Annotated in this window: 23 protein-coding genes; 14 read left to right on the plus strand and 9 right to left on the minus strand. The window is 61.2% G+C overall.

Annotated features, from left to right (window positions below):
• Positions 1–14: 14 nt before the first annotated feature.
• The gene (locus JF539_RS23125) at positions 15–698 is read right to left on the minus strand and encodes a response regulator transcription factor (protein WP_207143115.1); all 684 of its coding nucleotides are present in this window, start codon (positions 696–698) and stop codon (positions 15–17) included.
• A 192-nt stretch (positions 699–890) separates the two neighbouring features.
• Here JF539_RS23125 and JF539_RS23130 point away from each other — a divergent pair, with 192 nt between their 5' ends.
• Positions 891–1427, plus strand: a complete 537-nt coding sequence (locus JF539_RS23130; RefSeq protein ID WP_207143116.1) for a L,D-transpeptidase family protein — start codon at positions 891–893, stop codon at positions 1425–1427.
• 34 nt (positions 1428–1461) lie between these two features.
• Here the strand turns inward: JF539_RS23130 and JF539_RS23135 are convergent, their stop codons facing one another.
• A complete protein-coding gene (locus tag JF539_RS23135; protein ID WP_207143117.1) occupies positions 1462–1926 on the minus strand; it encodes a hypothetical protein in 465 nt (154 codons plus the stop codon).
• A 217-nt stretch (positions 1927–2143) separates the two neighbouring features.
• Here JF539_RS23135 and JF539_RS23140 point away from each other — a divergent pair, with 217 nt between their 5' ends.
• The 7 genes from JF539_RS23140 (at position 2144) to JF539_RS23170 (ending at position 10741) form a co-directional block, all read left to right on the plus strand.
• The gene (locus JF539_RS23140) at positions 2144–3034 is read left to right on the plus strand and encodes a neutral zinc metallopeptidase (protein ID WP_207143118.1); all 891 of its coding nucleotides are present in this window, start codon (positions 2144–2146) and stop codon (positions 3032–3034) included.
• Positions 3035–3306: 272 nt separating this feature from the next.
• Positions 3307–4218 (plus strand): diaminopimelate epimerase, encoded by a 912-nt coding sequence (gene dapF, locus JF539_RS23145; RefSeq protein WP_207143119.1) that lies wholly within the window; start codon positions 3307–3309, stop codon positions 4216–4218.
• Entirely contained in the window at positions 4215–5483 is a 1269-nt protein-coding gene (gene mtaB / locus JF539_RS23150; RefSeq protein WP_207143120.1) for a tRNA (N(6)-L-threonylcarbamoyladenosine(37)-C(2))-methylthiotransferase MtaB, read from the plus strand. The genes dapF and mtaB overlap by 4 nt, the downstream gene beginning before the upstream one ends.
• Positions 5484–5521: 38 nt before the next feature.
• On the plus strand, positions 5522–6790 hold the full coding sequence (ftsY, locus tag JF539_RS23155) for a signal recognition particle-docking protein FtsY (RefSeq protein WP_207143121.1): 1269 nt from the start codon (positions 5522–5524) through the stop codon (positions 6788–6790).
• Between the two features lie 112 nt (positions 6791–6902).
• Complete coding sequence (locus JF539_RS23160; protein ID WP_207143122.1) at positions 6903–8561, plus strand: tetrathionate reductase family octaheme c-type cytochrome; 1659 nt, start codon at positions 6903–6905, stop codon at positions 8559–8561.
• Between the two features lie 9 nt (positions 8562–8570).
• Positions 8571–9185, plus strand: coding sequence for a cytochrome b/b6 domain-containing protein (locus tag JF539_RS23165; RefSeq protein ID WP_207143123.1), 615 nt, complete (start codon positions 8571–8573; stop codon positions 9183–9185).
• A 398-nt stretch (positions 9186–9583) separates the two neighbouring features.
• On the plus strand, positions 9584–10741 hold the full coding sequence (locus JF539_RS23170; RefSeq protein WP_207143124.1) for a hypothetical protein: 1158 nt from the start codon (positions 9584–9586) through the stop codon (positions 10739–10741).
• A gap of 281 nt (positions 10742–11022) precedes the next feature.
• Here the strand turns inward: JF539_RS23170 and JF539_RS23175 are convergent, their stop codons facing one another.
• Entirely contained in the window at positions 11023–11679 is a 657-nt protein-coding gene (locus JF539_RS23175; RefSeq protein ID WP_207143125.1) for a CGNR zinc finger domain-containing protein, read from the minus strand.
• Positions 11680–11842: 163 nt separating this feature from the next.
• Between JF539_RS23175 and JF539_RS23180 the strand changes: the two genes are divergently transcribed.
• Positions 11843–12460 carry an FMN-dependent NADH-azoreductase gene (locus JF539_RS23180; RefSeq protein WP_207143126.1) on the plus strand — a complete coding sequence of 206 codons (618 nt, stop codon included), beginning with the start codon at positions 11843–11845 and terminating at the stop codon, positions 12458–12460.
• Positions 12461–12512: 52 nt separating this feature from the next.
• Here the strand turns inward: JF539_RS23180 and JF539_RS23185 are convergent, their stop codons facing one another.
• Genes JF539_RS23185 through gloB form a run of 3 tightly spaced genes read right to left on the minus strand, consistent with a single transcriptional unit; the run spans position 12513 to position 14216 of the window.
• A complete protein-coding gene (locus tag JF539_RS23185) occupies positions 12513–12923 on the minus strand; it encodes a hypothetical protein (protein WP_207143127.1) in 411 nt (136 codons plus the stop codon).
• Between the two features lie 29 nt (positions 12924–12952).
• The gene (locus tag JF539_RS23190; RefSeq protein WP_207143128.1) at positions 12953–13396 is read right to left on the minus strand and encodes a cupin domain-containing protein; all 444 of its coding nucleotides are present in this window, start codon (positions 13394–13396) and stop codon (positions 12953–12955) included.
• A 37-nt stretch (positions 13397–13433) separates the two neighbouring features.
• Positions 13434–14216 (minus strand): hydroxyacylglutathione hydrolase, encoded by a 783-nt coding sequence (gene gloB, locus JF539_RS23195; RefSeq protein WP_207143129.1) that lies wholly within the window; start codon positions 14214–14216, stop codon positions 13434–13436.
• 164 nt (positions 14217–14380) lie between these two features.
• Here gloB and JF539_RS23200 point away from each other — a divergent pair, with 164 nt between their 5' ends.
• Positions 14381–15148, plus strand: coding sequence for a class I SAM-dependent methyltransferase (locus JF539_RS23200; RefSeq protein WP_207143294.1), 768 nt, complete (start codon positions 14381–14383; stop codon positions 15146–15148).
• Between the two features lie 84 nt (positions 15149–15232).
• Here the strand turns inward: JF539_RS23200 and JF539_RS23205 are convergent, their stop codons facing one another.
• The 3 genes from JF539_RS23205 to metX form a co-directional block, all read right to left on the minus strand.
• Entirely contained in the window at positions 15233–15757 is a 525-nt protein-coding gene (locus JF539_RS23205; protein WP_207143130.1) for a hypothetical protein, read from the minus strand.
• Positions 15758–16273: 516 nt separating this feature from the next.
• Positions 16274–16906 carry a methionine biosynthesis protein MetW gene (metW, locus tag JF539_RS23210; protein ID WP_207143295.1) on the minus strand — a complete coding sequence of 211 codons (633 nt, stop codon included), beginning with the start codon at positions 16904–16906 and terminating at the stop codon, positions 16274–16276.
• Positions 16906–18126, minus strand: a complete 1221-nt coding sequence (gene metX / locus JF539_RS23215; RefSeq protein WP_207143131.1) for a homoserine O-acetyltransferase MetX — start codon at positions 18124–18126, stop codon at positions 16906–16908. The genes metW and metX overlap by 1 nt, the downstream gene beginning before the upstream one ends.
• A 225-nt stretch (positions 18127–18351) precedes the next feature.
• On the opposite strand from metX, the gene JF539_RS23220 reads away from it, so the two are divergent.
• The 4 genes from JF539_RS23220 to JF539_RS23235 all read left to right on the plus strand — a co-directional run bounded on the left by JF539_RS23220 (position 18352) and on the right by JF539_RS23235 (position 21993).
• Positions 18352–19242 (plus strand): chorismate mutase, encoded by an 891-nt coding sequence (locus JF539_RS23220; protein ID WP_207143132.1) that lies wholly within the window; start codon positions 18352–18354, stop codon positions 19240–19242.
• Complete coding sequence (locus JF539_RS23225) at positions 19239–20375, plus strand: pyridoxal phosphate-dependent aminotransferase (protein WP_207143133.1); 1137 nt, start codon at positions 19239–19241, stop codon at positions 20373–20375. The genes JF539_RS23220 and JF539_RS23225 overlap by 4 nt, the downstream gene beginning before the upstream one ends.
• A gap of 16 nt (positions 20376–20391) precedes the next feature.
• A complete protein-coding gene (locus JF539_RS23230) occupies positions 20392–21330 on the plus strand; it encodes a prephenate/arogenate dehydrogenase family protein (RefSeq protein WP_207143134.1) in 939 nt (312 codons plus the stop codon).
• Positions 21331–21573: 243 nt separating this feature from the next.
• Positions 21574–21993 (plus strand): hypothetical protein, encoded by a 420-nt coding sequence (locus JF539_RS23235; protein WP_207143135.1) that lies wholly within the window; start codon positions 21574–21576, stop codon positions 21991–21993.
• Positions 21994–22019: the final 26 nt, after the last annotated feature.

A 22019-nucleotide genomic window follows, 5' to 3' on the forward strand; every position in this document is an offset into this window, starting at 1 on the left:
ACGCCAAACATCCATTAAGGCACAAGCTTATATCCACCGGCTTCCGTAACCAGAAGCTCGGCATTGGACGGATCGCGCTCGATTTTCTGCCGCAGGCGGTAGATGTGGGTCTCGAGCGTGTGGGTGGTGACACCCGAATTGTAGCCCCAGACCTCGTGCAGAAGCACATCCCGCGTGACCGGTTTTTCACCGGCGCGGTAGAGAAACTTCAGGATGGACGTCTCTTTTTCCGTCAGCCGCACCTTCGATCCGGCGTCGTCCTGCATCACCTTGGCGGCGGGCCGGAAGGAATAACGGCCAATGGCGAAGGTGGCGTCCTCGCTTTGCTCGTGCTGGCGCAGATGGGCGCGGATGCGGGCGAGCAGCACGGCGAACTTGAACGGCTTGTTGACATAGTCGTTGGCGCCGGCTTCGAGCCCGAGGATCGTGTCGCTGTCGCCGTCGTGTCCGGTCAGCATGATGATGGGCGCCTTGAAGCCGTTCTTGCGCAGGAGCTTGACCGCCTCCCGGCCGTCGATGTCCGGCAAGCCGACATCCATCAGCAAGAGATCGATGTGTTCGTCTTTGGCGAGAGAGAGACCCGAAGCGGCCGAATCGGCCTGGATGGTCTCGAATTCGTCGTAGAGGGAGAGCTGCTCGACCAGGGCTTCGCGCAATTCCGTGTCGTCGTCGACTATCAAGATCGTCCGGGCAGTCATCTTCGCGGTCCTCGCCAGTTGCCTTAAATCCGTTCACGCCGAGTTGTGTAAATCACACAAGCGTGTTTCCGCCTCTATGTGCGTGGGAAACGCTCGTCATACAAGTTCAACATCGTCAAATCTTCTTCACGCGGGGTTTAAGTCGGGTTTACTTAAGGACTTCAAAGCCATGGGGAAGCGTTAGGAAAGCCAATGAGACGAATTCCGAACACCACGGATTTGCTGGAGGTTCGGCCGCTGACGCGCGACAGGACTAAGGGATTGCTGCGCTTCGGCCAGATCACGGTTCCGTGTGCCCTTGGGAGATCGGGAGTGGTCACACGCAAAAAGGAAGGCGACGGCGGCACGCCGAGAGGCGTGTTTGAACTGCTTCACGTTTACTTTCGGCCGGACCGGAGCTTGCCGCCGGCAACGGCCTTGCCGGTCGAGCCGCTGACGCCGCGATCGGGATGGTGCGACGATCCGAAACACCGTCTCTACAACCGTCCCGTCGACCTGCCCTTTTCCGCGGGTCATGAGAAGATGTGGCGGGAAGACCGGCTTTACGACGTGGTCGTCGTCCTGGACTGCAATCTCTTTCCCGCCGTCAAGGGCCGGGGCAGCGCGATCTTCTTCCACATTGCTCGGGAGGCCTACAGCCCCACAGAGGGATGCGTTGCCGTCGCGCCGGAGCATATGCGGCTTATCCTGCGAAAGATCCGGCCGGGGCAACGCATGCGGATCCGGTAGCATGCCGGGCTACGGCAGTGCCGGAGTTCCCGTCTCAGGGCATCTGCGGCCGGTAAACGATGTAGGATCCGCTCACGCGGACCGTCGTTCGTCCGTTTGTGCCGTTCAGATCCGCGGTCTTGACGTGATAGCGGCGCCGCTGAACGTTCTTGTTGTTGTAGACGTTGGATTCCAGAAACGTCGCATATCCGTTGCTGTCGATACTTTCCAGAATGGCGGTGTGGTGCGGATCTCCCCGCTCTTCTTCCCGCCAGGATCCGTCGGGATTTTCAACGCGAACCTTGAAATTTGTGAACTGGAAGACGTCGCCGGGCCGGGCGGCGCTGAGTTCGACGGAACGGCCCCAGGCATAAGTCGCCGAGGGCTTGTAGAAGCGGAGATGCTGAAAGCCGTTGTTGACCAGGGTCCAGCATTGGCCGTTCCCCTCGATGCGGCCAAGGCGGGCAACCGCATAGTCTATGAGCTGTTGCGCCTGCTGCGCTGTGACATCGGTTGGCATTGATTACCTCCCTTGCGGATGGCTGAAACGAAGCCGTCAAATGGCGTTGCCAGGCCTCTTCGGCCGATCGGTGCCGCCACTCTTATCCTGCCTCAAAAAGCACTGGGGCCGTGTAACAGGCATCACAAAATGGACGGTCAAGCGACGATCGGCATAGGTGTTGTCACCGGGCTCTGTTATGGAAAGACCGGGTGAGTCAGAACGGGAACCCGGAACCATGCGCTGGAAAGGCCGTCGAGGCAGCAGCAACATCGAGGACAGACGCCGCAGCGGCGGAACCCGCATGCGGATCCCCACAGGCCGAAGGGTCCGGACCGGCGGCGGGTTGAGTCTCACGGGACTGATCGTGGTGGCGGGCATCGCCTGGATGCTGGGAATCAATCCGCTGACGCTGCTGGGTCAACTCGACGGCGGCGGCTACAGCGACCCTTCCTATCAAACCCAGGCGCCGCAAAGTGCCGCGAACGAAGAAACCGCCCAGTTCGTCTCCGTTATTCTGGCCGACACGGAAAATACCTGGAGCGGAATTTTCAAAACGCATGGCGCCGATTACCCGGAACCGACGCTCGTTCTCTTTTCCGGATCGGTCTCTTCCGCCTGCGGCTATGCCAGTGCGGCCACCGGTCCGTTCTACTGCAGCGCCGACAACAAGCTCTATATCGACCTGTCCTTTTATCGTGAGCTCGCCAACCAGCTGAACGCGCCCGGCGATTTCGCCCAGGCCTATGTGCTGGCCCATGAGGTCGGCCACCATATCCAGAACGTGCTTGGCGTGCTGCCGGAGTTTCACAAGGCGCGCCGGACCATGAGCAAGGCGGAAGGCAACGCGCTGTCGGTCCGCGTCGAACTGCAGGCCGACTGCTATGCCGGCATCTGGGCCCATTACGCAGCCCGCCAGCGCGGTTTCGTGGAAGACGGCGACATCGAGGAAGCGCTCAATGCCGCCAGCCGGATCGGCGACGACACGCTGCAGCGCCAGACCCAGGGCTACGTCGTGCCGGACAGCTTCAACCACGGCACGTCAGAGCAGAGGGCCAGATGGTTCCGAACCGGATTTCAGTCCGGAGACCTTCAGGCCTGTGATACGTTCAACGCGGCCAGGCTTTGACAAGTCTGTTTAACGCTGTCATCCCGGTTGAAGCGTAGCGGAAGGCCGGGACCCAGTCGTTCCCGAATTCACTTGGTTCAATGTAATTGTTTGCTGGACCCCTGCCTTCGCAGGGGGGACACAGGAAAGGTTTTGCGCCAGGCCCAAGGCAGCACCTTCCCTCCGACACCACCGGCCACTGGTAATTTGAGGCTTTTTCCGCCATATAGGGGCGACGGACCGGGGTGAAACGGTCCTTTTTCTTTCAAACACCTAAAAGAAGCGCATCCGGCATGGCGTCTGAAACCAGACCCTTTTTGAAAATGAACGGCCTTGGCAACGATTTCGTGGTCTGGGACGCACGGGAGAAACCGTTGCGTCTGTCGAAGGACGCGATCGCCATGCTGGGCGACCGGGAAAGCGGCATCGGCTTCGACCAGATGATCACGGTCGAACGCTCGAATCTGGGCGTCGATGCCTTCATGCGCATTCACAACCGCGACGGAAGCGAAGTCTCTGCCTGCGGCAACGCCACGCGCTGCATCGGCCGGCTCCTGATGGAAGAGGCCGGCAAGGATCTCGTTTCGATCGAGACCGGTGCGGGCTTGCTGCATGCCTTTGACGCCGCCGGCGCGCAGTCCGTCACGGTGGACATGGGCATTCCCGGTCTTCGGTGGGACCAGATCCCGCTGGCGGAGGAATTCGCCGATACGCGCGCCATCGAATTGCAGATCGGGCCGATCGACGATCCGATCCTGCACACGCCGGCTGTCGTCAGCATGGGCAATCCGCATGCGATCTTCTGGGTCAAGGATGTCGAGGCCTACGATCTGGAACGGGTCGGACCGCTTCTCGAGCAGCACCCGATCTTTCCGGAAGGCGCGAATATTTCGCTGGCGCATGTGTTCGACGAGAACCAGATCCGGGTGAAGGTCTGGGAGCGTGGCGTTGGATTGACGCTGGCCTGCGGCACCGCCGCCTGCGCCGTCGCCGTGGCGGCCGCCCGCGACAACAAGGCGGGCCGCGCATCGACGATCCATCTTCCCGGCGGGCCGCTCGGCATCGAGTGGCGCGAGAGCGACGGGCACGTGCTGATGACGGGCCTGACGGAAGTGGAGTTCGAGGGCGAGGTCGATCTGGAGACGCTTGCCTGGCGCAAGACAGGGGCGGGCGACACGGCCCTCGAGGCGGGAGCCGCCTCATGAGCATTGACGTCGTGACCTTCGGCTGCCGCCTCAATTCCTACGAATCGGAAGTAATGAAGCGTGAAGCGGAAGCTGCCGGTCTCAAGGATGCCATCTTGATAAACACCTGTGCCGTCACCGGCGAGGCCGTGCGGCAGGCGCGCCAGGCGGTGCGCAAGGCCAAGCGGGACAATCCGGACGCAAGGGTGATCGTGACCGGCTGCGCCGCCCAGACGGAAGCCGAGACCTTCTCGGCCATGGAAGAAGTCAATCTGGTGCTCGGCAACACGGAAAAACTGGAACGCAAATCCTACGCCGACGTTGCCGCCTTCGGCATTTCCGGAACCGAGAGGGTGCGTGTCAACGACATCATGAGTGTCGAGGAGACCGCCGGGCACCTGATCGACGGATTGACCGGTCGCGCGCGGGCCTTCGTGCAGGTCCAGAACGGCTGCGACCACCGCTGCACCTTCTGCATCATTCCCTTTGGGCGGGGCAATTCCCGGTCCGTGCCCATGGGCGTCGTGATCGACCAGATCCGGCGGCTTTCGGATAACGGCTATAACGAGATCGTGTTGACCGGGGTTGACATCACCTCCTATGGAGCGGATCTGCCGGGCGCGCCGAAGCTTGGTACGCTGGTCGAAAAGATCCTGAAGCTGGTGCCGGACCTGAAGCGCCTGCGGCTGTCCTCCATCGATTCCATCGAGGCGGACGGCGATCTCATGCGGGTGATTGCCGAAGATCCGCGCCTGATGCCGCATTTTCATCTGTCCCTGCAGGCGGGCGACGACATGATTCTGAAGCGGATGAAGCGCCGCCATCTGCGCGCCGACACGATCCGCTTCTGTGAGGAGGTCCGGCGCCTCAGGCCCGATGTGGTGTTCGGCGCGGATATCATTGCCGGGTTTCCGACGGAAACCGAGGAAATGTTCGAGAATTCGCTGAAGATCGTCGACGAATGCGGGCTGACCCACCTTCATGTCTTTCCCTTCTCCCCGCGTTCCGGAACGCCTGCGGCGCGCATGCCGCAATTGCCGCGCCAGGTGGTCAAGGAGCGCGGCGCGCGCCTCAGGGCCAAGGGCGAGGAGGCGCTTACCCGGCATCTCGGCGGCGAGGTCGGCAAGATCCGGCCGGTTCTGATCGAAAAGGAAGGCCTTGGCCGAACCGAGCAGTTCACCCAGGTGGAATTGCAGGGCGGGACCGCCGGAGAGATTGTCGAAACTCGAATAATCGGTCATACCGGACGGCATCTTCTGGGCGAAGCCCTGTCAAAGGCCGCCTGAACCGGGGCGGTCACAATCCGAGGTCTTGAGGCGGTTTCATGAGCGAGAAAAAGCGCGGGTTTCTGGGGCGTCTCTTCGGCGGCAAGGAAGTGCCGGAAGAGCAGAGCGATACCGAGACCGGTGCTGTCGAAACGCCTTTGGCCGAGACCGGCGATCCGTCCATTACCGACGAGAAGGCAGTCGACGTTTCGATGGATGTCGAGCCGGCCGGTGCCCTGAACGAACCTGCCCTTCCGCTTGAGGCCGAAACGGGGCCGGATCTGGCCGACGATTTCGCCCGCCCCCAGGCCCCGCTTGGTCCGGAGGAAATCCTGCCGACCGATCTCGGCGCGGAAGCACCGGAGGCCGCCGAGACAGACAGCGCGGCTACCGAAGAAGCGTCCGAGCCGAAACCCTCCTGGTTCCAGCGCCTCAAGAAGGGGCTCTCCCGGTCGTCCGCCTCGTTGACCGAGGGAATCGGCTCCATCTTCACCAAGCGCAAGCTCGACGCGTCAATGCTTGAGGAGCTGGAAGACATCCTGATCCAGGCGGATCTGGGGGTCGACACGGCCATGGCGATCACCGACCGCCTGTCCGACGGGCGTTACAACAAGGAGATCTCTCCGGAGGAAGTCCGTGCGATCCTGTCGGAGGAAGTCGAGAAGGTCCTGGCCCCTGTCACGGAGCCGCTCGACCTGAACACCGGCAAACACCCGCATGTGGTGCTGATGGTCGGCGTCAACGGCACAGGCAAGACAACCACCATCGGCAAGCTTTCCCAGAAACTGCGCACGGAAGGCAAGACGGTGATGCTGGCCGCCGGCGATACCTTCCGGGCGGCGGCGGTGGAGCAGTTGAAGATCTGGGGTGAGCGCACCGGTGCCGAGGTTGTGTCTCGGGATACCGGTGCGGACGCTGCGGGACTTGCCTTCGATGCGATGAAGGAAGCGAAGGACAAGGCGGTCGACGTGCTTCTGATCGACACGGCAGGCCGCTTGCAGAACCGGGCCGAGCTCATGGACGAGCTGGAAAAGGTCATCCGGGTGATCAAGAAACACGATCCCGACGCGCCGCACACGGTTCTTCTGACGCTGGATGCGACCACGGGCCAGAACGCGCTCAATCAGGTGGAGATTTTCGGCAAGGTCGCCGGGGTGACCGGCCTGGTCATGACCAAGCTCGACGGCACCGCCCGCGGCGGCATTCTGGTGGCGATCGCCGCGAAGCACGGCCTGCCGGTGCATTTCATCGGTGTCGGCGAGGGCGTCGAGGACCTGGAGCCGTTTTCGGCGAAGGATTTCGCCGATGCGATCGCGGGTCTTGCCTAGGCTCCGTACCCTGGCGGCCAGTCGGCATTTGATATAAGTCAATTTTGACAATCGTCATTGAAGCCTCTCATCACCAGACCGCATCGTTCGGGTGGGGAGAGAGGATTAAGCGATGCGATTTCGATGGCTAAAGACCGTCGGCATCGGTGGGAGGACATTACCCTGTATTCTGGCAGCCTTCGTCGTTATCGGCGGAGCGGCCGTCCATGCGCAGGAAAAATCCCCGCCGACGGCAGACCATACCAAATTCGAAAGCCTGAAAGGTCCTTTTACAAGTGGCCCGGAGGTGACCAGAGCCTGTCTTGCCTGCCATACGGAAGCGGCGAAGCAGGTCATGTCCAGCATTCACTGGAAATGGGATTACACCCATCCGGTGACCGGTGAGACCCTAGGCAAACGCAATGTGATCAATGCCTTTTGCGGCAATGTCGCCAGCAACGAGCCTCGCTGCACTTCCTGTCACGCCGGCTACGGCTGGGAAGACGAGAGCTTCGATTTCAGCGACGAAACCCGGGTCGATTGCCTCGTGTGTCACGACACGACCGGCGACTACGTCAAGTTCGACGTCAAGGCGGGGCATCCGCTCTACGAGCCGCTGACGCGCAAGGGCGGACACGTCTATCCCGACTCGCTCAAACAGAAGTCCGGTGGGATGACGACCTATCTGCCGCCGGACCTGGCCAAGGTATCGCAGGCCGTCGGCGAGCCGGGCCGGGCGAACTGCGGCGCCTGCCATTTTTATGGCGGTGGCGGCGACGGTGTGAAGCATGGCGATCTGGACAGTTCGCTGGTCTCGCCCCCGGTCGAAGTGGATGTGCATATGTCCCCGGACGGCGCGGACCTGACCTGCACGGACTGCCACACCGCCCATGGCCACCAGTGGCCGGGGTCGCGTTATCTCGGAACGGTGAGGGACGACAATCGCGGCAAGCCCGGTTTCCGGCGCAGGGACGTCGCCTCCTGCCAGTCGTGCCACACCTCGACCCCGCACAGCACGGCCTCGATCGAGGGTCTGAAACTGAACGACCACACCGACCGTGTCGCCTGTCAGACCTGCCATATCCCCGAGTTCGCCCGGGGCGGCGTGGCCACCAAGACGTGGTGGGACTGGTCGACGGCCGGCAAGCTGAAAGACGGCAAGCCCTATGCGGAGGAAGACGAGCACGGCCATCATTCCTATCTGTCGAAGAAGGGGCATTTCGTCTGGGAGGAAAACGTTGTTCCCGACTATGCCTTCTGGAACGGTGTGGTGGATTATTCGCTTCTGGGCGAGAAAATCGATCCTTCGGGTGTCGTCCCGGTCAACAAAATCTATGGCAGCGCTGAAGATCCCGGCTCGCGTATTTATCCGTTCAAGCGGATGCGCGGAAAGCAGGCCTACGACAGGGACAACAACAACCTCGTTCTGACCAACGTTTTCGGTCCGGAAACGGATACCGCCTTCTGGACGAATTTCGACTGGGACAAGTCCATCAGCGCGGCGATGGCGAAGACGGACGTTCCCTATTCCGGAAATTACGACTTTGTCGAAACGGAAATGTGGTGGCCGACAACTCATATGGTCGCCCCGGCAAAGTCCGCGCTTTCCTGCGGTGACTGCCACGCCAGGGACGGGCGGCTCTCGGGCCTGTCCGGATTCTATCTGCCCGGACGGGATCTGTTCAAGACGACGGACCGGATCGGTCTGTCGATCCTGGTTCTGTCGCTCGTCGGCATTCTGGGCCACAGCTCGGTCCGGATCGTCATGAGCCGGCGCCGCAAGCGGACATAGGAGGGGACGATGGCCGAGAAGCAATATGTCAAGATCTTCGCCCGTTTCGAACGTTTCTGGCACTGGACGCAGGCGCTGCTCGTGATCGTGCTGCTTGTGACCGGCGCCAGGCTGCACGGTCTGATCGGCGGCTTCGACTGGAAAGCCGCCTTCGGAGTGCATCTGGTCGCGGCGGGCCTAATCGTCCTGCTCTGGATCTTTGCCATCTTCTGGCACTTCACGACCGGTGAATGGGTCCAATACGTGCCGACTTTCCGCAATCTCGTCGCGGTGATCCGGTACTACGCCTACGGGATATTTCTCGGGGAGAAGCATCCCGCCAAGCCGACCGTCCGCCGCAAGCACAATCCGCTGCAGAGGCTCAGCTATCTCTTCCTGAAGCTGATCATCAATCCGGCCATCTGGATAACAGGCATCCTTTATCTGACCATCGGCTCCAACGGTCTGCCGCTTGACTGGGTCGCCTGGGCACATCTTGTCGCGGCTTACGCAATGGCCGTGTTCGTGGTGATCCATGTCTATATGGCGACCACAGGGGAGACGGTGCTGTCCTACCTGAAGGCGATGATCACTGGCTATGAGTGGGTCGTTGTGGAGCCGGAGAAGAAGCCCGGCAAGCGCTGACCGCAAGAAGCGGTCCACGCGGTCGGGCCGGAGGCGCCCGTGGACTGGTTCGGACGTAAAACAGAATACCGGGTGCGGTCCGCACGGTTGTGGGTAACCGCAAGGTCGGAGCAGACCGCACCCGGCTCCCCGCTACAGGCGGCGGGTCCGAAAAGGTATCTGGCTTCTTCGGCGAGCGTGGAACGGAAGCCGACGGAACGGGGTGAGAACCGGCGAAGCGGATGACGGCCGGGGAACTTCAGCCATCAGGTCTTAAACGCGCGGGTGCGCAAACAGTTCCCTTGTTTTTCGCGAACTGAAACTGTTTTTTGCGGTCCGTACCTCAAGTTGCGGCACATCAATTCCGCGCCTTGCGGGAAAAGTTAGGGTTTCGGATCTGTTTTATCTGGCTTTCGGGAATGGTCCGTCTTCCGAACATAACCCCTTTCAGGTTCCGAATTGCGCTTCTGGTGGTGCTCGGCGCCCTGTTCGCGTTCCTTCAGATCCCGAAGGATACGGCATCGACGGGCGAACTTCTGGATATGATGCGCGATGGACGGCTGCATGTCTTCTTTCACGAGGAGTGCCCGCACTGCCGCAACGCCCGCGCTTTCCTGAAGACGACATCGGGGGTCGACTACGTCCTGCATGACGTTGGCGAGCCGGAAAACGAAGCCCGGTTCCTCGCCGTGGCGGAACACCACCGCATTCCGTCGGGACAACTCGGCGTACCCTTCTTTGTCTTTGGGGCCCATTACCTCGTCGGCTTTGGCAGTGCCGAGACGACGGGTCTCGAAATCCTTGCCCTTTACGCCGGGCGCGACCCGATGGCGGAGGCCGAGAGCGGAACGTCGCTTATAAGCCTGCCTCTTATCGGAGACATCGATCCGTCAGGTTATTCGCTGCTGGCGCTCACGGCGGTGATGGGGCTCTCGGACGGCTTCAACCCCTGCGCGATGTGGGTCCTGGTCTATCTCATTTCGCTGATTGCCGCCCTTGAGGACAAGCGCAAGATCTGGTGGCTCGTCGGAACCTTCGTGCTGGCGTCCGGCGTGCTCTACTATCTGTTCATGACGGCGTGGCTGACGGCGTTTCTGTTTGTCGGCTTCATCCGTCCGCTCACTCAACTGATCGCCTTGCTGGCCATCGGGTTCGGGCTTGATCATCTGTTCGAGCTTGCCGTCAAGCAGGGCGTGATAACCTGCGAGATCGGCAGTCCGGAACGGCGCCAGAAAACCATGCAATGGGCGCGCGAGCTGGTCGCCGCGCCGGTCGGGCTGTTGAGCCTTCTGATGATTGTCGGGCTGGCCTTCGCTGTGAATTCAATCGAGTTCGTATGTTCCGCCGCCTTGCCGGCGATCTATACCCATCTGCTCACGCTCACGGACATGTCTCCGGCGCTCTACTACGGGTATATCGGGCTCTATGTGCTGTTCTTCATGCTGGACGATCTCATCGTCTTCGCGCTGGCGGCATTCGCCGTGCAAAAGGTGATCGACACACGGTACGCGGCGGTCAGCCGGGCCGTGGGCGGTGTCATTCTTCTGGCGTTGGGCGTGTGGATGCTGTTGCGCTAGGTGGAGGCTGCCGTTGAACGAAGACCTTCGCGCCCGAGAGAAAAAGAAAACCGGATGCCTTCTGAACCGTTGGGGAAGAGAGGGGCATCCCGTTCAGACGGCATCCGGCTATCGCTATTTGCGGGGACTTGAAAAAGGGGTCAGGCGATTCCGATAAAGGACAGGATTGCGCCGACAACAACAATCAGTCCGATCAGGTAAATGATACTGTGCATGTCGTTCTCCTTTCGGGAAGTGAACGCACGGCGGGTGATCCGGTTCCCGCGACCGCACGCATTAAATCAGACCTTGCCGGTCCCGCTCTTCCCGGTTTCGGCCTTTCTGGCCCTGAAACCCGCCGCCTTCGCCCGGTTGCCGCAGACGCTCATGTCGCACCACCGCCGTCTCTTGTTCTTCGTCACGTCGACGAACCACAAGGTGCAGGCCTCGTTGGCGCAGCGGCGCGTGTCGTGAGGGCTGACAGCCGCCAGAAAGTCGGCGATCTGCAAGGCGATGGGAAAAAGCAGATCGTCCGGGCTTCGGACGTCGATTGTTCCTTGCAGCGAAATGCCGGACACAAGGCCCGGTTTCTCTCCGTGGCTTGCGTTGAGCTGGAAGAGATAGGTCCCGGCGGCGAGAATAGCGTTGAGGTACTGAAGATCCTCCCCGGAAATCCGCCAGCCCTCCGGATCGGACTGTTCTTTCAAAAGACGGCGGAACCACTCACGCAAGGCAATGACCCGCCGGGCAACGTCGTCCAGATCTTCTTGCTCGAATTTCCGTCGGCATCCTTCCGCCTGATCCGGTTCCAGAAGGCCGGAGGCGCCTATCCAGGTCAGAAGGTCGTTTCCCGTTCCGATCCATTCGATTTCCTCGTCACGCGGGGCCGCCACCGAGTTCAGTAAATCGAGCGCCGGGTGGTCGGCGATCAGGATCGGGGGTTGAGATATTTCGCGCATGGATATCCGCCAGACTGCAGCCTCACGAGACTGTGAAACCGGTAATGGTTTAATTTGATGGTTACTTATATTGCTTGTAACCGTCAAAAACAATATTCAACGGTTATCGAGGCATTGGCTTCGAACGGACAAAATCCTGAAACGATTTTCGGAGACGCAGGAAATGACAAGAGTGTTGCATATCAACGCCTCGCCGCGTAGCGGCAGGTCCCAATCGGCCCAACTGGCCGGCGACTATCTCGACCGGCGCAAAGCCGGAGAGCCGGATCTCGACATCGACGTGCTCGACCTCTGGGCGGAAACCCTGCCGGAGTTCGATGGCGACAAGAACGCCGCGAAGCTGAGCTTCTTCGGTGTCGGTGAAATGGATGCGGCCGGGAAAAGCGCCTGGGATCAGATCGTCGCGGTAACGCAGCGCTTTGTCGACGCGGACGAGTACGTCTTCAACATCCCGATGTGGAACGGCGGCATTCCCTACAAGCTCAAGCACTATATCGACGTCATCACCCAGCCGGGACTTCTCTTCGGCTTCGATCCGGAGCGCGGATATTTCGGTCTTCTGGAAAACAAGACAGCGCATGTCTTTTACACGTCCGGTGTCTTTGCGCCGGGAGCGGATGCGAAATACGGCAAGGACTTCCATTCCACCTACATGGACTGGTGGTTCGGTCTGGTCGGAATCGACAAGGTTGTCTCGAACAGGCATCAGCCGAGTATCCTGACCGCGGACCCGGCCGGCGATCTTGAAAAAGCGCGCGAAAGGGCCCGGGCGGCGGCCTGAACGCTTTCCTGACTTTCATGGATCCGGGCGAAAGCGGACGGTCCCGATGCTTTTAGTCGAAGACTTCGATCTGTTTGCGAAGCCGTTCGCTTTCCTCGCCGGAATAGCGGCCCGCGATGTGCCAGTAGACAAGCCCGGCGACGAACCCCGCAGGTGTCACATAGAGGGCCATCAGCAGAATGTCCGGTTCGAGACTTTGGAACTGAAGCGGAAAGGCCACAAAGGCCAGTAGTGTCGAAAACGCGAGATAGGCAGCCGGATGACGGATCGCCTTCCTTTCGCAAATGGCGGCGAAGACCAGGGATGGTATGGACGTGTAGATCGCGACCACCGCCAGCACGATCGGAAAATAGAAGGTTTCCGACATCGTCTCGCCGGTCCCGTCGCTGGCGAAGCTGAGCATGATTTGCAGAACCAGGCCGGATGAGAAAACGCTCGCCAGATAAGCGGCGATCTGGGTCATTCTCCTCCCGGAGGTCCAGCCGGTCTTGATCACACTCCCGGCTCCCATCCCGGAGCGGCCATCTCAAATCCCTCGAACAGGAACCCCGGCGCCACGGTGCAGCCGACAAGTGTCCAGGCGCCGAGCGAACGCGCCTGCTGCCAGCCGTCGCGCGGGACGATTCCCTGCGGGCGCTCTCCGGCGGCAAGATCGTTTCCAAGGGTCAGCACGGTTTTGTCCCTTCCGTTCGCGCTAATCGACAGTTCCAGCGGAGCGCCCGCGTACCAGTGCCAGGTCTCCACGGCGTCGACCTTGTGCCAGCGGGAGAGGATGCCCTCCGGCAGCAGGAAATAGATCAGCGTCGACGCGGCTCGGCCATCGGTATCCGTAATGTCGTCTCGAAAGGTTTCGACATAGTAACCGCCCTCCGGATGGGGCTGCATGTTCAAAAGGCCGACAACCGACTCGGCGGTCAGTTCGCAAGACAGTGTCATGGGAGTTTCCGGGTTTCGACGAAAAGAGGCCGGAGCCTCAGGCGTTGTCCTTGCGTTTGCGGATTTCGGCGAAAATCTCCTCCGGGGACTTGCCGTCCATGTTGAGGGCGGCGGCCATCGACGCCTCTCCGGCCCTGAGGAAAGGGTTGGTCGCCTTTTCGCGCGCCATTGTCGTCGGCAAGGTGGGTTTGCCGAGCGCCCTCAGGTCGGCGACTTCCTTCGCCCTGGCCTGGAGATCCTCATTGCGCGGCTCGATGGTCAGCGCGAATTTCGCATTCCCCTCGGTGTATTCGTGACCGCAATAAATCGTTGTGTCGTCCGGCAGCTTGCGCAGCAGTTTGGCAAGGGACGACCACATCATCTCCATGTCACCCTCGAAAACCCTGCCGCAGCCGAGCGAGAAAAGGGTATCACCGGTGTGAGCCACCTTGATCGACGGGAAGAACCAGGAAATCTGGTCCAGCGTGTGGCCGGGCGTTCCGATGGCCTGAACTTCGTAAGGACCGCACAGAACCGCGTCGCCGTCCTCGACCGTCCGGTCGAGTTCCGAAATCTTCTGGCGCGACCGTTCCGGTCCGATCACGGTTGCACCGGTTGCCGTCTTGATTTCGCCAAGGCCCTGCACATGATCCCAGTGATGATGGGTGATGAGAATATGGCTGAGGGTCCAGCCGGTTTCCTCAAGAGCCTGCTGGTAGGCGCCCGCATGCGGCACATCGATCCCGACCGTCGTTCCGGTCTCCTTGTCGTGGATCAGAACGCCGAAATTGTCGTCGAGACAGGTGAACTGATGGATCTCGGTGGTGTCGCTCAACGCCATGGGAGGCCTCCTTGAAGGAATTGACAATCTGAAACGCACAGTGGCAAAGACGGGCGAACGGGGCAAGGGCGCATCGCGGGCCTTCTGAAGCATGGGCGACAAGCTTGCGCTTTTGGAACGTTCCCTGTTCAATCGCCGCCAACCGTATCCGCCGGGTCCTTTTGATGTATCTCGACGTCGTTCATTTGCGTGCCTTTTACGACTTGCCCCTCGGGCGGCTGTTGCGCGGGCTGATCGGTGCGCCGATCCGCAGGCGGTGGCCTGACCTGAAGGGGCAACGGCTGCTGGGCATCGGCTACGCGGCCCCCTTCATGCGTCCCTACCTGGACAACGCGGAGCGGGCGATTGCCGCGATGCCGGCTCCCCAGGGCGCCGTCGCCTGGCCCCGGGAACGGGACAATGCCTGCACCCTTGTCGACGACGACGCGCTGCCCTTCCCGGACCTTTCCTTTGACCGGATCCTGATGGTCCACGCCATCGACCATTGCTCCGATCCGGCGGCGGTTCTCAAGGAGGCCTGGCGCGTGCTGGCGCCGGGCGGGCGTCTGATCGTGGTGGTGGCGAACCGGCGCGGTCTCTGGTCGCAGTCGGAGCTGTCGCCCTTCGGCTACGGACGGCCCTATTCCAGCGGCCAGCTCAAGGACCTTCTGAAAACCTGCCAGTTCAACGTTCTTGACGACACGGAGGCGCTGTTCATGCCGCCCTCCAAGGCCCGGACGATCCTGCGTGCCGCCCGCACCTGGGAGGGCGTCGGCCGCCGCCTCTGGCCGGCGTTCGGCGGGGTGCTGATCTTGGAGGCGGAGAAGGTGGTGTTCCAGAGCCTGCCCGCTGATGGCAAGCGCAGCCGTCTCAGGATCCTGCGACCGGTGTTCATTCCCGAAGGCGTCGCCACGGGTCTCAAGCCGGTACGGGCGGTGCGTGCCGACCGGTAGGCGTTTCGAGGCTCCCCGGCTGCTCAAGTCCAGCGGCGTCTGCCATTGGACCTTTCTTTCCATATACTCAGGGTGTTCGCGCCCTCAATCGACGATCCTGCAGCGGAGCAACCTCAGATAGCCTTCCTTGATCCGCGCCTGCCGGATGGCTGTCATCAAAGCCCCGCTCAGAAAAAGCGTGGACTTGAGCTTCGGATCGATCCAGAGGTCGGGGCCTTCCTCCAACGCCAGAGCCGAGACCGCGATCTGGTCGTTTTCATTGGCGTATTGCTGCCAAAGCTCCATACCTGCCCGTTCGATTGTTCGTAAAGCATTGAGATTGACGCTCTCGTCGGCTCGGAAAGTGTCCTTTCGCACCGTTAAGTTGAGCGCGTAGAAGGGGCCGGGCAATTCTGTCTGTTTGTCCGCCTCGAAGACAGGAACCTGAATCAATCCGCCTGCCCCGAGGTCCGCCTCCTGCAGAACCTCCGCCAGCCGCCCCTTGACCGCCGCGAACCCGCCGAGAAAGAAGAAGTCCTTGATCTCGCCGAAGCGTTTCGGATCGAATACGTAACAGGCCTCGGGAAAGTCTTCTCGCTTGAGCGTTTCGCCGCGAGATTGCCTCTGCATGTCTTTTGAAACTTTTTCCGGTTTTCGTGGAACGAAGTGGGTCGGTTCTTCCCAGTCATGTCCGAAGTACTTGGCCCGAATGCCCAGCTTGTTGCTGAGTTCGCCGCTTGTTAGCGCGTTGCTGATCCAAACTTGATTCTTGAGTTTCACGACAGCCCACCCGGTTCCGGTTCGGTTAAACTACAGGATGCAGACTGGACGTGATTCTCCCAAGCGAAATCCGGGCGGGGCGGGGCCTTTGGCCTGAACCGTTCAAAGTTGATTTTCGTCAGAACGCCGAAAACCTAGCGTGCTCTTGAACTGAGCGCCAATGTGTCACCCCGAAACGCCACTTTCCCCTCTACGGTCACCCCGGCCAAGCGGAGCGAGAGCCGGGGCCCCCTTATTTGCAGAGCGCGTCAGATCAACAAAAAAGCCTCGCCAAAAAAGGATAGGCGAGTGCGTCCCGGCGCTCGCTTCGCCTGGCCGGGATGACATCTGAGGGAACCTGACTTTTTCAAAGCCTTGCCGAAGAGGTTACCGCTTCAGCAGAAACACGGCCTGTTCGGCGACGATGTTCCAGACCCACCAGGGTGCATTGACCGGGATCTTGTTGCCGCGTGCGCTGAGCGCCACGGCCTTTTCGACCTTGGCGTCCAGTTCGCGGCACAGCTCGACGAAATCGCGCAGGGAACAGAAATGGATGTTGGGCGTGTCGTACCACTCGTAAGGCAGGTATTTCGTGACCGGCATCCGGCCCCGGAAAAGCAGCTGCATCCGGTTGCGCCAATGGGCGAAATTCGGAATGGAGACAATCACCTGTTCGCCGATACGCAGAAGTTCGCTCATGACTTCCCTGGGCGCATAGGTCGCCTGCAGGGTCTGGCTCATGATGACGACGTCGAAGGCCTGGTCCGGGTAGTCGGCCAGATCGGTGTCCGCATTCCCCTGGATGACGGAAAGGCCGCGAGCGACGCTGCGGTTCACGCCTTCCTGGGAGAGCTCGATGCCGCGACCGTCCACCTGCCGTTCGCGCACAAGCAGGTCCAGCAGGGCCCCGTCTTCGGAACCGATATCGAGGACGCGGGCGCCATGCGGCACCAGCGAGGCGACGACCTTGTGGTCGCCGCGGGTTTCTCCGGGGCGGGTCTGGGTCGGGGCGAGGTTCATCATGCGCCGGCTTCCTCTCCCGGCGCCGGAATGCCGCGTGCCCTGGCCGCGCCGGTCATGAAGCCGCGGATCGTGTCGAACATCTCTGGCACATTCAGGAGGAAGGCGTCATGGCCCCGGTCGCTTTCGATCTCCACGAAGGACACGTTCGCCGCGGCCGCATTGAGCGCCTTGACGATCCGGCGGCTTTCGGAGGTCGGAAACAGCCAGTCGGAGGTAAACGACATGACGCAAAACCGGGTCTTGGTGTCCTTGAAGGCGTCGCGCACGGAGCCGAATTCCTTGGCCAGATCGAAATAGTCCATGGCGCGGGTGACATAGAGATAGGAATTGGCGTCGAAGCGGTCGACAAAGGTCATGCCCTGGTGGCGCAGGTAGCTTTCGATCTGGAAGTCCGCGTCGAAACCGAAGGTGACCTTGTCCCGGTCCTGCAGGTTTCTGCCGAATTTCTGGTGAAGCGACTCGTCCGACATGTAGGTGACATGGGCCGCCATGCGCGCAACGGCGAGGCCCTTGGTCGGTCGGACGTTTTCCTGAATGTAGTTTCCGGCGCGCCAGTCCGGATCCGCCATGATCGCCTGGCGGCCGACTTCGTGAAAGGCAATGTTCTGCGACGTATGGCGCGCGGCGGCCGCGATCGGAACGGCGGCGAACACCCGCTCAGGGTAGCTTGCCGCCCACTGAAGCACCTGCATGCCGCCCATGGAGCCGCCGATAACGGCAAACAGCGTATCGATGCCCAGATGGTCGATCAGGCGGGCCTGGGAGCGCACCATGTCGCGAATGGTGACCACAGGCAGGGAAAGGCCGTAGGGCTCGCCGGTCTCCGGGTTGATGCTCGCCGGGCCGGTGGTTCCCAGGCAGCCGCCCAGAACGTTGGCGCAGATGATGAAATAATGATTGGTGTCTATGGGCTTGCCGGGCCCGACCATCAGGCTCCACCAGCCGGGCTTTCCCGTCACCGGGTTGGTCGAGGCGGCGTATTGGTCGCCGGTCAGCGCATGGCAGACGACAATGGCGTTGGATTTGTCCGCGTTCAGCGTGCCGTAGGTCTCATAGGCGATCTGCCAGGGACCGAGCTCGACGCCCGAATCCAGTTCCAGCGGCTTGTCGGCCGGGAAATGCGCGATCTTGCTGGAGGGCGAGACGGCTTCGTTTGCCTTCGATGTCACCGGCTGCGCTGGGTCTGAAACAGCCGGATCCTGTGTATCAGCGGACATGTCTTTCGGTTTGCTCTTTTCCGTTCCGACCGGGTCGTTCCGGGCCGAGCGCGGGGTGCGGCGTCATCGAGGTCCGGAAGGGGGGCGAACTTTCGTGCCGCACATCAATCAGACTGGCGACCTAGCCGCGTCGGACGCGCGGAGTCAATGATTTCTTTTGCGTTTGGATGATCACATCCCTATGACTAAGCGGCTCAGAACGCGAAACCAAGGCCTGATTTCGAAATGTCCGATTTGCCGGAAAACGGGACGTCTCTGGAAGAATTGCGCGCCCGCGTCGACGGGATAGACGCCCGTATCCATGCCGCCCTGATGGAACGCGCCGAGGCCGAGGCGGAGATTTCCGCGGCCCTAGCGACAGCGGGGGAAGGCCGCTCGCTGTTTCACCCCGAGCGGGACGCGGAAACCGTGCGTCAGATCGTCGAACGGCATCGCGGAGGCTTGCCGCTTGCGACGGTCGAGCATCTCTGGCGGGATCTGATCTGTGCCTGTACCGGCCTGGAGATGGACCTGGCTGTTCATCTGGACGGCGCCGCCGAACTGATCGACATGCTCGATCTGGCGCGGTTCTACTTCGGATTCTCGGTTGAACTGGTACCGGGAAGCGATGCGGCGGACGTTGTCGGGGCTGTCGCGGGGTCCGAAGGAGATCTCGGGCTGGTGGCGCTGACCGACAGGGCGGAGCTGCCCTGGTGGCGGGGGTTGAGCGAGGCCGGAGCGCTGGTCCGCGCCCGTCTGCCGTTCCTGGTTCTGGACGAGCGCCCTGCGGATCTGCCGGCGCTTGTTCTGGCGAAGGCCGACAGTCTTGTCGACAACGCAGACGTTGCGGTTTATGACGCCCGCTGGTCCGATCTTCTGCCCGGCCGGCTGATGGATCAGGGCATCGAGGTCCTGAGCTTTTTCCGCTCCGGCAGCGGTGTCGACGCCTTGCTGGCGATTTCCGGCGATCTGACGGAAGAGGACGTCGTGAAGGCCTGCGCGGCGGCCGGAGCCGAACCCGACGTTTTGCGCCGGGTCGGCGGCTACGCCGCGCCCATCGACGGCAATGGCGACCCGGAAGATGCTTTCGGGCCCGAAGATACAATCCAACCGGGGGGCGGAGGCCTCCAGGAATGAACGAGATGATCAACGTGAAGCAAGACAACGCGCCGAAACCGAACCGTCCGCAACCCAAAGCCGGTGTGCTGGACATCGCCCCTTACATTCCGGGAAAATCCAAGGGCACGCACGGCAAAACGCTTCACAAGCTCTCGTCCAACGAAACGCCGCTGGGAACGAGCCCGGGTGCGCGGGCGGCCGTTGACGCGGTCGCGGAAAAGCTGGAGCTTTATCCCGATGGCGCGGCCACGGAACTGCGCGCCGCCATCGGTGAGGTCTACGGTCTCAATCCGGATCGCATCATTTGCGGAGCGGGATCCGACGAGGTTCTGAGCCTGCTGGCCTATGGTTATCTCGGCCCCGGCGACGAGGCGATTTATTCAGAGCACGGCTTTCTGGTCTATGACATCGCCATTCGCGCCGCCGGCGCCACTCCGGTGATCGCTCCGGAAAAGGGCCTGACGACGGATGTCGACGCGATCCTGGAGCGCGTGACCGCGAAGACCAAAATGGTCTTCATCGCCAATCCGAACAATCCGACCGGCACCTATCTGCCTTTCGACGAGATCAAGCGTCTGCACGAGGGACTGCCGGACAACGTGCTCCTGGTGCTCGACGCGGCCTATGCCGAATACGTCCGGCGCAACGATTACGAAAGCGGAATGGAACTGGCCGCGACGACAGAAAACGTCTTCATGACGCGAACCTTTTCCAAGATTTACGGTCTGGCCAACCTGCGTCTCGGATGGGGGTACGGTCCCAGCCATGTAATCGATGCGCTGAACCGCATTCGCGGTCCGTTCAATATTTCCGGCGTGGCGATCGCGGCGGGGATCGCCGCCGTCAAGGACCGGGAATTCATTGCCGGCGCCGTCGAGCACAACGATAAATGGCTGCCCTGGGTGGCGGCCGAAATGGAGTCGCTCGGCCTGAAGGTGACGCCGAGCGTCGGGAATTTCGTGCTTGTCCACTTCCCCGACGAAGCCGGTAAAACGGCTGTGGAGGCCGACGCCTATCTTCTCGAACAAGGTTGCGTGCTGCGCCTGGTCGGCAATTACGGCCTGCCGAACGCCTTGCGCATGTCCATCGGAACGGAAGAGGCCAACCGCGCCGTTGTCGCGCATCTGAAAGACTTCCTGAGCAAAGCCTGAAAGCAGACCAGACGACATGACCGGAGCTCCCATTTTCGAGCGCATGGCCCTGATCGGGATCGGCCTGATCGGCTCCTCCATCGCCCAGGCGGCGCGTCAGCGCGGACTGGCCAGGGAAATCGCGATTTCCACCCGCTCTGCGGAAACCCTGCGGCGCGCCGAGGAACTGGGTCTGGGAGACCACTATTCGCTCGACGCGGCGGTTGCCGTCGACGGGGCGGACCTTGTTATCCTGTGCGTTCCGGTCGGAGCCAACGAGGCGGTGGCGAAATGGATCGCTCCGGCGCTGAAAAAGGGCGCCGTTCTGACCGATGTCGGCTCGACCAAGGGCTCCGTCGTCGATCAGGTCAGCCCGCATGTGCCGGAGGGTGTGCACTTCATTCCGGGGCACCCGATCGCCGGAACGGAGCAGTCCGGGCCGGATGCGGGGTTTTCGACGCTTTTCGAAAACCGCTGGTGCATTCTGACGCCGCCGGACACCGTTGACCCGGAAGCGCTTGAGAAACTTTCCGCCTTCTGGCGGGGGTGCGGCTCCGATGTCGACCTGATGGAACCGAAGCATCACGACCTCGTCCTGGCGATCGTGTCCCATCTGCCGCATCTGATCGCCTATAACATCGTCGGCACGGCCGACGACCTGGAGACGGTCACCAAGTCGGAGGTGATCAAGTATTCCGCCTCCGGTTTCCGCGATTTCACCCGTCTGGCGGCTTCCGACCCGACCATGTGGCGCGATGTCTGCCTCTCCAACAAGGAGGCGATCCTGGAAATGCTGGCGCGCTTCTCGGAGGATCTGTCCGCGCTTCAGCGGGCGATCCGATGGGGGGACGGCGACATGCTGTTCGATCTGTTCACCCGCACGCGCGGTATCCGCCGCTCGATCATCGAAGCGGGCCAGGAAACGGACGCCCCGGACTTCGGCCGCCACGCCAAGGACGAACCTGCGAACGGGTGAGTGGTCCAGTGATGAGTGTCACGGGTCGAGGTTCGCTCTCTTAAGTGAACCTGCAAGGTGGGGCGACGTTCAGCCCTGAAAAGAATACTTCTGATATTTTTTGAATTTGACGCCGAAGAAGCGTCTTGAATTCCGTCTTCGGCGTGGCCAATTCTATGGCATTACACTCTCGACAAAGTGCGAGGTATTTCACAAAGCTTTTTCATGTCATAAATTTTCATAATTTTAGATCGAAGGTGATCCATGATTGCAAGAACCAAAGACTGCAATTTCACTGCATTGGCCGCTTCGCTTTTTGTGTTTTCAGCGGCGGTTCCGTCGCTTTCGTACGCGGGTTCCGAAACGGCGAACACCGATGCCTTGACGGCAAAGATATCGGAGATGCCGTACTCTCAAGCTCGGCCTGTTGTCTTACAGGCCGGCTGGCAGCCGGTTCAGAATCCGGTGCCTGACGACCTCGCTTTCTTTTCACGCGCGATCTACGAACAAGGCTATGTCGAGGTTGCTATGTGCTCGCCGGTCGGCGAGACGCCCTGCATCTTTTACTTCAAGAACGCGCAGGGGCAGTATCTGAAAGTTCAGACACTTCTTGAAGTGCCGCATGTAGCGTCTGTCAGCGTCTTGAAGAATGAGGCCGCGTATCGGTATGAAGCCAGATATTAGGCTTTGTTCGCTCGGAAGCATTTCCT

The organism is Roseibium aggregatum, from assembly GCF_017309185.1.
Lineage (GTDB): Bacteria > Pseudomonadota > Alphaproteobacteria > Rhizobiales > Stappiaceae > Roseibium > Roseibium aggregatum_B.

Bases quoted from the DNA above. Each gene is read 5' to 3' on its own strand.
- JF539_RS23125 (WP_207143115.1), bottom strand. From the start codon at position 698: ATGACTGCCCGGACGATCTTGATAGTCGACGACGACACGGAATTGCGC.
- JF539_RS23130 (WP_207143116.1), top strand. From the start codon at position 891: ATGAGACGAATTCCGAACACCACGGATTTGCTGGAGGTTCGGCCGCTG.
- JF539_RS23135 (WP_207143117.1), bottom strand. From the start codon at position 1,926: ATGCCAACCGATGTCACAGCGCAGCAGGCGCAACAGCTCATAGACTAT.
- JF539_RS23140 (WP_207143118.1), top strand. From the start codon at position 2,144: ATGCGCTGGAAAGGCCGTCGAGGCAGCAGCAACATCGAGGACAGACGC.
- dapF (WP_207143119.1), top strand. From the start codon at position 3,307: ATGGCGTCTGAAACCAGACCCTTTTTGAAAATGAACGGCCTTGGCAAC.
- mtaB (WP_207143120.1), top strand. From the start codon at position 4,215: ATGAGCATTGACGTCGTGACCTTCGGCTGCCGCCTCAATTCCTACGAA.
- ftsY (WP_207143121.1), top strand. From the start codon at position 5,522: ATGAGCGAGAAAAAGCGCGGGTTTCTGGGGCGTCTCTTCGGCGGCAAG.
- JF539_RS23160 (WP_207143122.1), top strand. From the start codon at position 6,903: ATGCGATTTCGATGGCTAAAGACCGTCGGCATCGGTGGGAGGACATTA.
- JF539_RS23165 (WP_207143123.1), top strand. From the start codon at position 8,571: ATGGCCGAGAAGCAATATGTCAAGATCTTCGCCCGTTTCGAACGTTTC.
- JF539_RS23170 (WP_207143124.1), top strand. From the start codon at position 9,584: ATGGTCCGTCTTCCGAACATAACCCCTTTCAGGTTCCGAATTGCGCTT.
- JF539_RS23175 (WP_207143125.1), bottom strand. From the start codon at position 11,679: ATGCGCGAAATATCTCAACCCCCGATCCTGATCGCCGACCACCCGGCG.
- JF539_RS23180 (WP_207143126.1), top strand. From the start codon at position 11,843: ATGACAAGAGTGTTGCATATCAACGCCTCGCCGCGTAGCGGCAGGTCC.
- JF539_RS23185 (WP_207143127.1), bottom strand. From the start codon at position 12,923: ATGACCCAGATCGCCGCTTATCTGGCGAGCGTTTTCTCATCCGGCCTG.
- JF539_RS23190 (WP_207143128.1), bottom strand. From the start codon at position 13,396: ATGACACTGTCTTGCGAACTGACCGCCGAGTCGGTTGTCGGCCTTTTG.
- gloB (WP_207143129.1), bottom strand. From the start codon at position 14,216: ATGGCGTTGAGCGACACCACCGAGATCCATCAGTTCACCTGTCTCGAC.
- JF539_RS23200 (WP_207143294.1), top strand. From the start codon at position 14,381: ATGTATCTCGACGTCGTTCATTTGCGTGCCTTTTACGACTTGCCCCTC.
- JF539_RS23205 (WP_207143130.1), bottom strand. From the start codon at position 15,757: ATGCAGAGGCAATCTCGCGGCGAAACGCTCAAGCGAGAAGACTTTCCC.
- metW (WP_207143295.1), bottom strand. From the start codon at position 16,906: ATGAACCTCGCCCCGACCCAGACCCGCCCCGGAGAAACCCGCGGCGAC.
- metX (WP_207143131.1), bottom strand. From the start codon at position 18,126: ATGTCCGCTGATACACAGGATCCGGCTGTTTCAGACCCAGCGCAGCCG.
- JF539_RS23220 (WP_207143132.1), top strand. From the start codon at position 18,352: ATGTCCGATTTGCCGGAAAACGGGACGTCTCTGGAAGAATTGCGCGCC.
- JF539_RS23225 (WP_207143133.1), top strand. From the start codon at position 19,239: ATGAACGAGATGATCAACGTGAAGCAAGACAACGCGCCGAAACCGAAC.
- JF539_RS23230 (WP_207143134.1), top strand. From the start codon at position 20,392: ATGACCGGAGCTCCCATTTTCGAGCGCATGGCCCTGATCGGGATCGGC.
- JF539_RS23235 (WP_207143135.1), top strand. From the start codon at position 21,574: ATGATTGCAAGAACCAAAGACTGCAATTTCACTGCATTGGCCGCTTCG.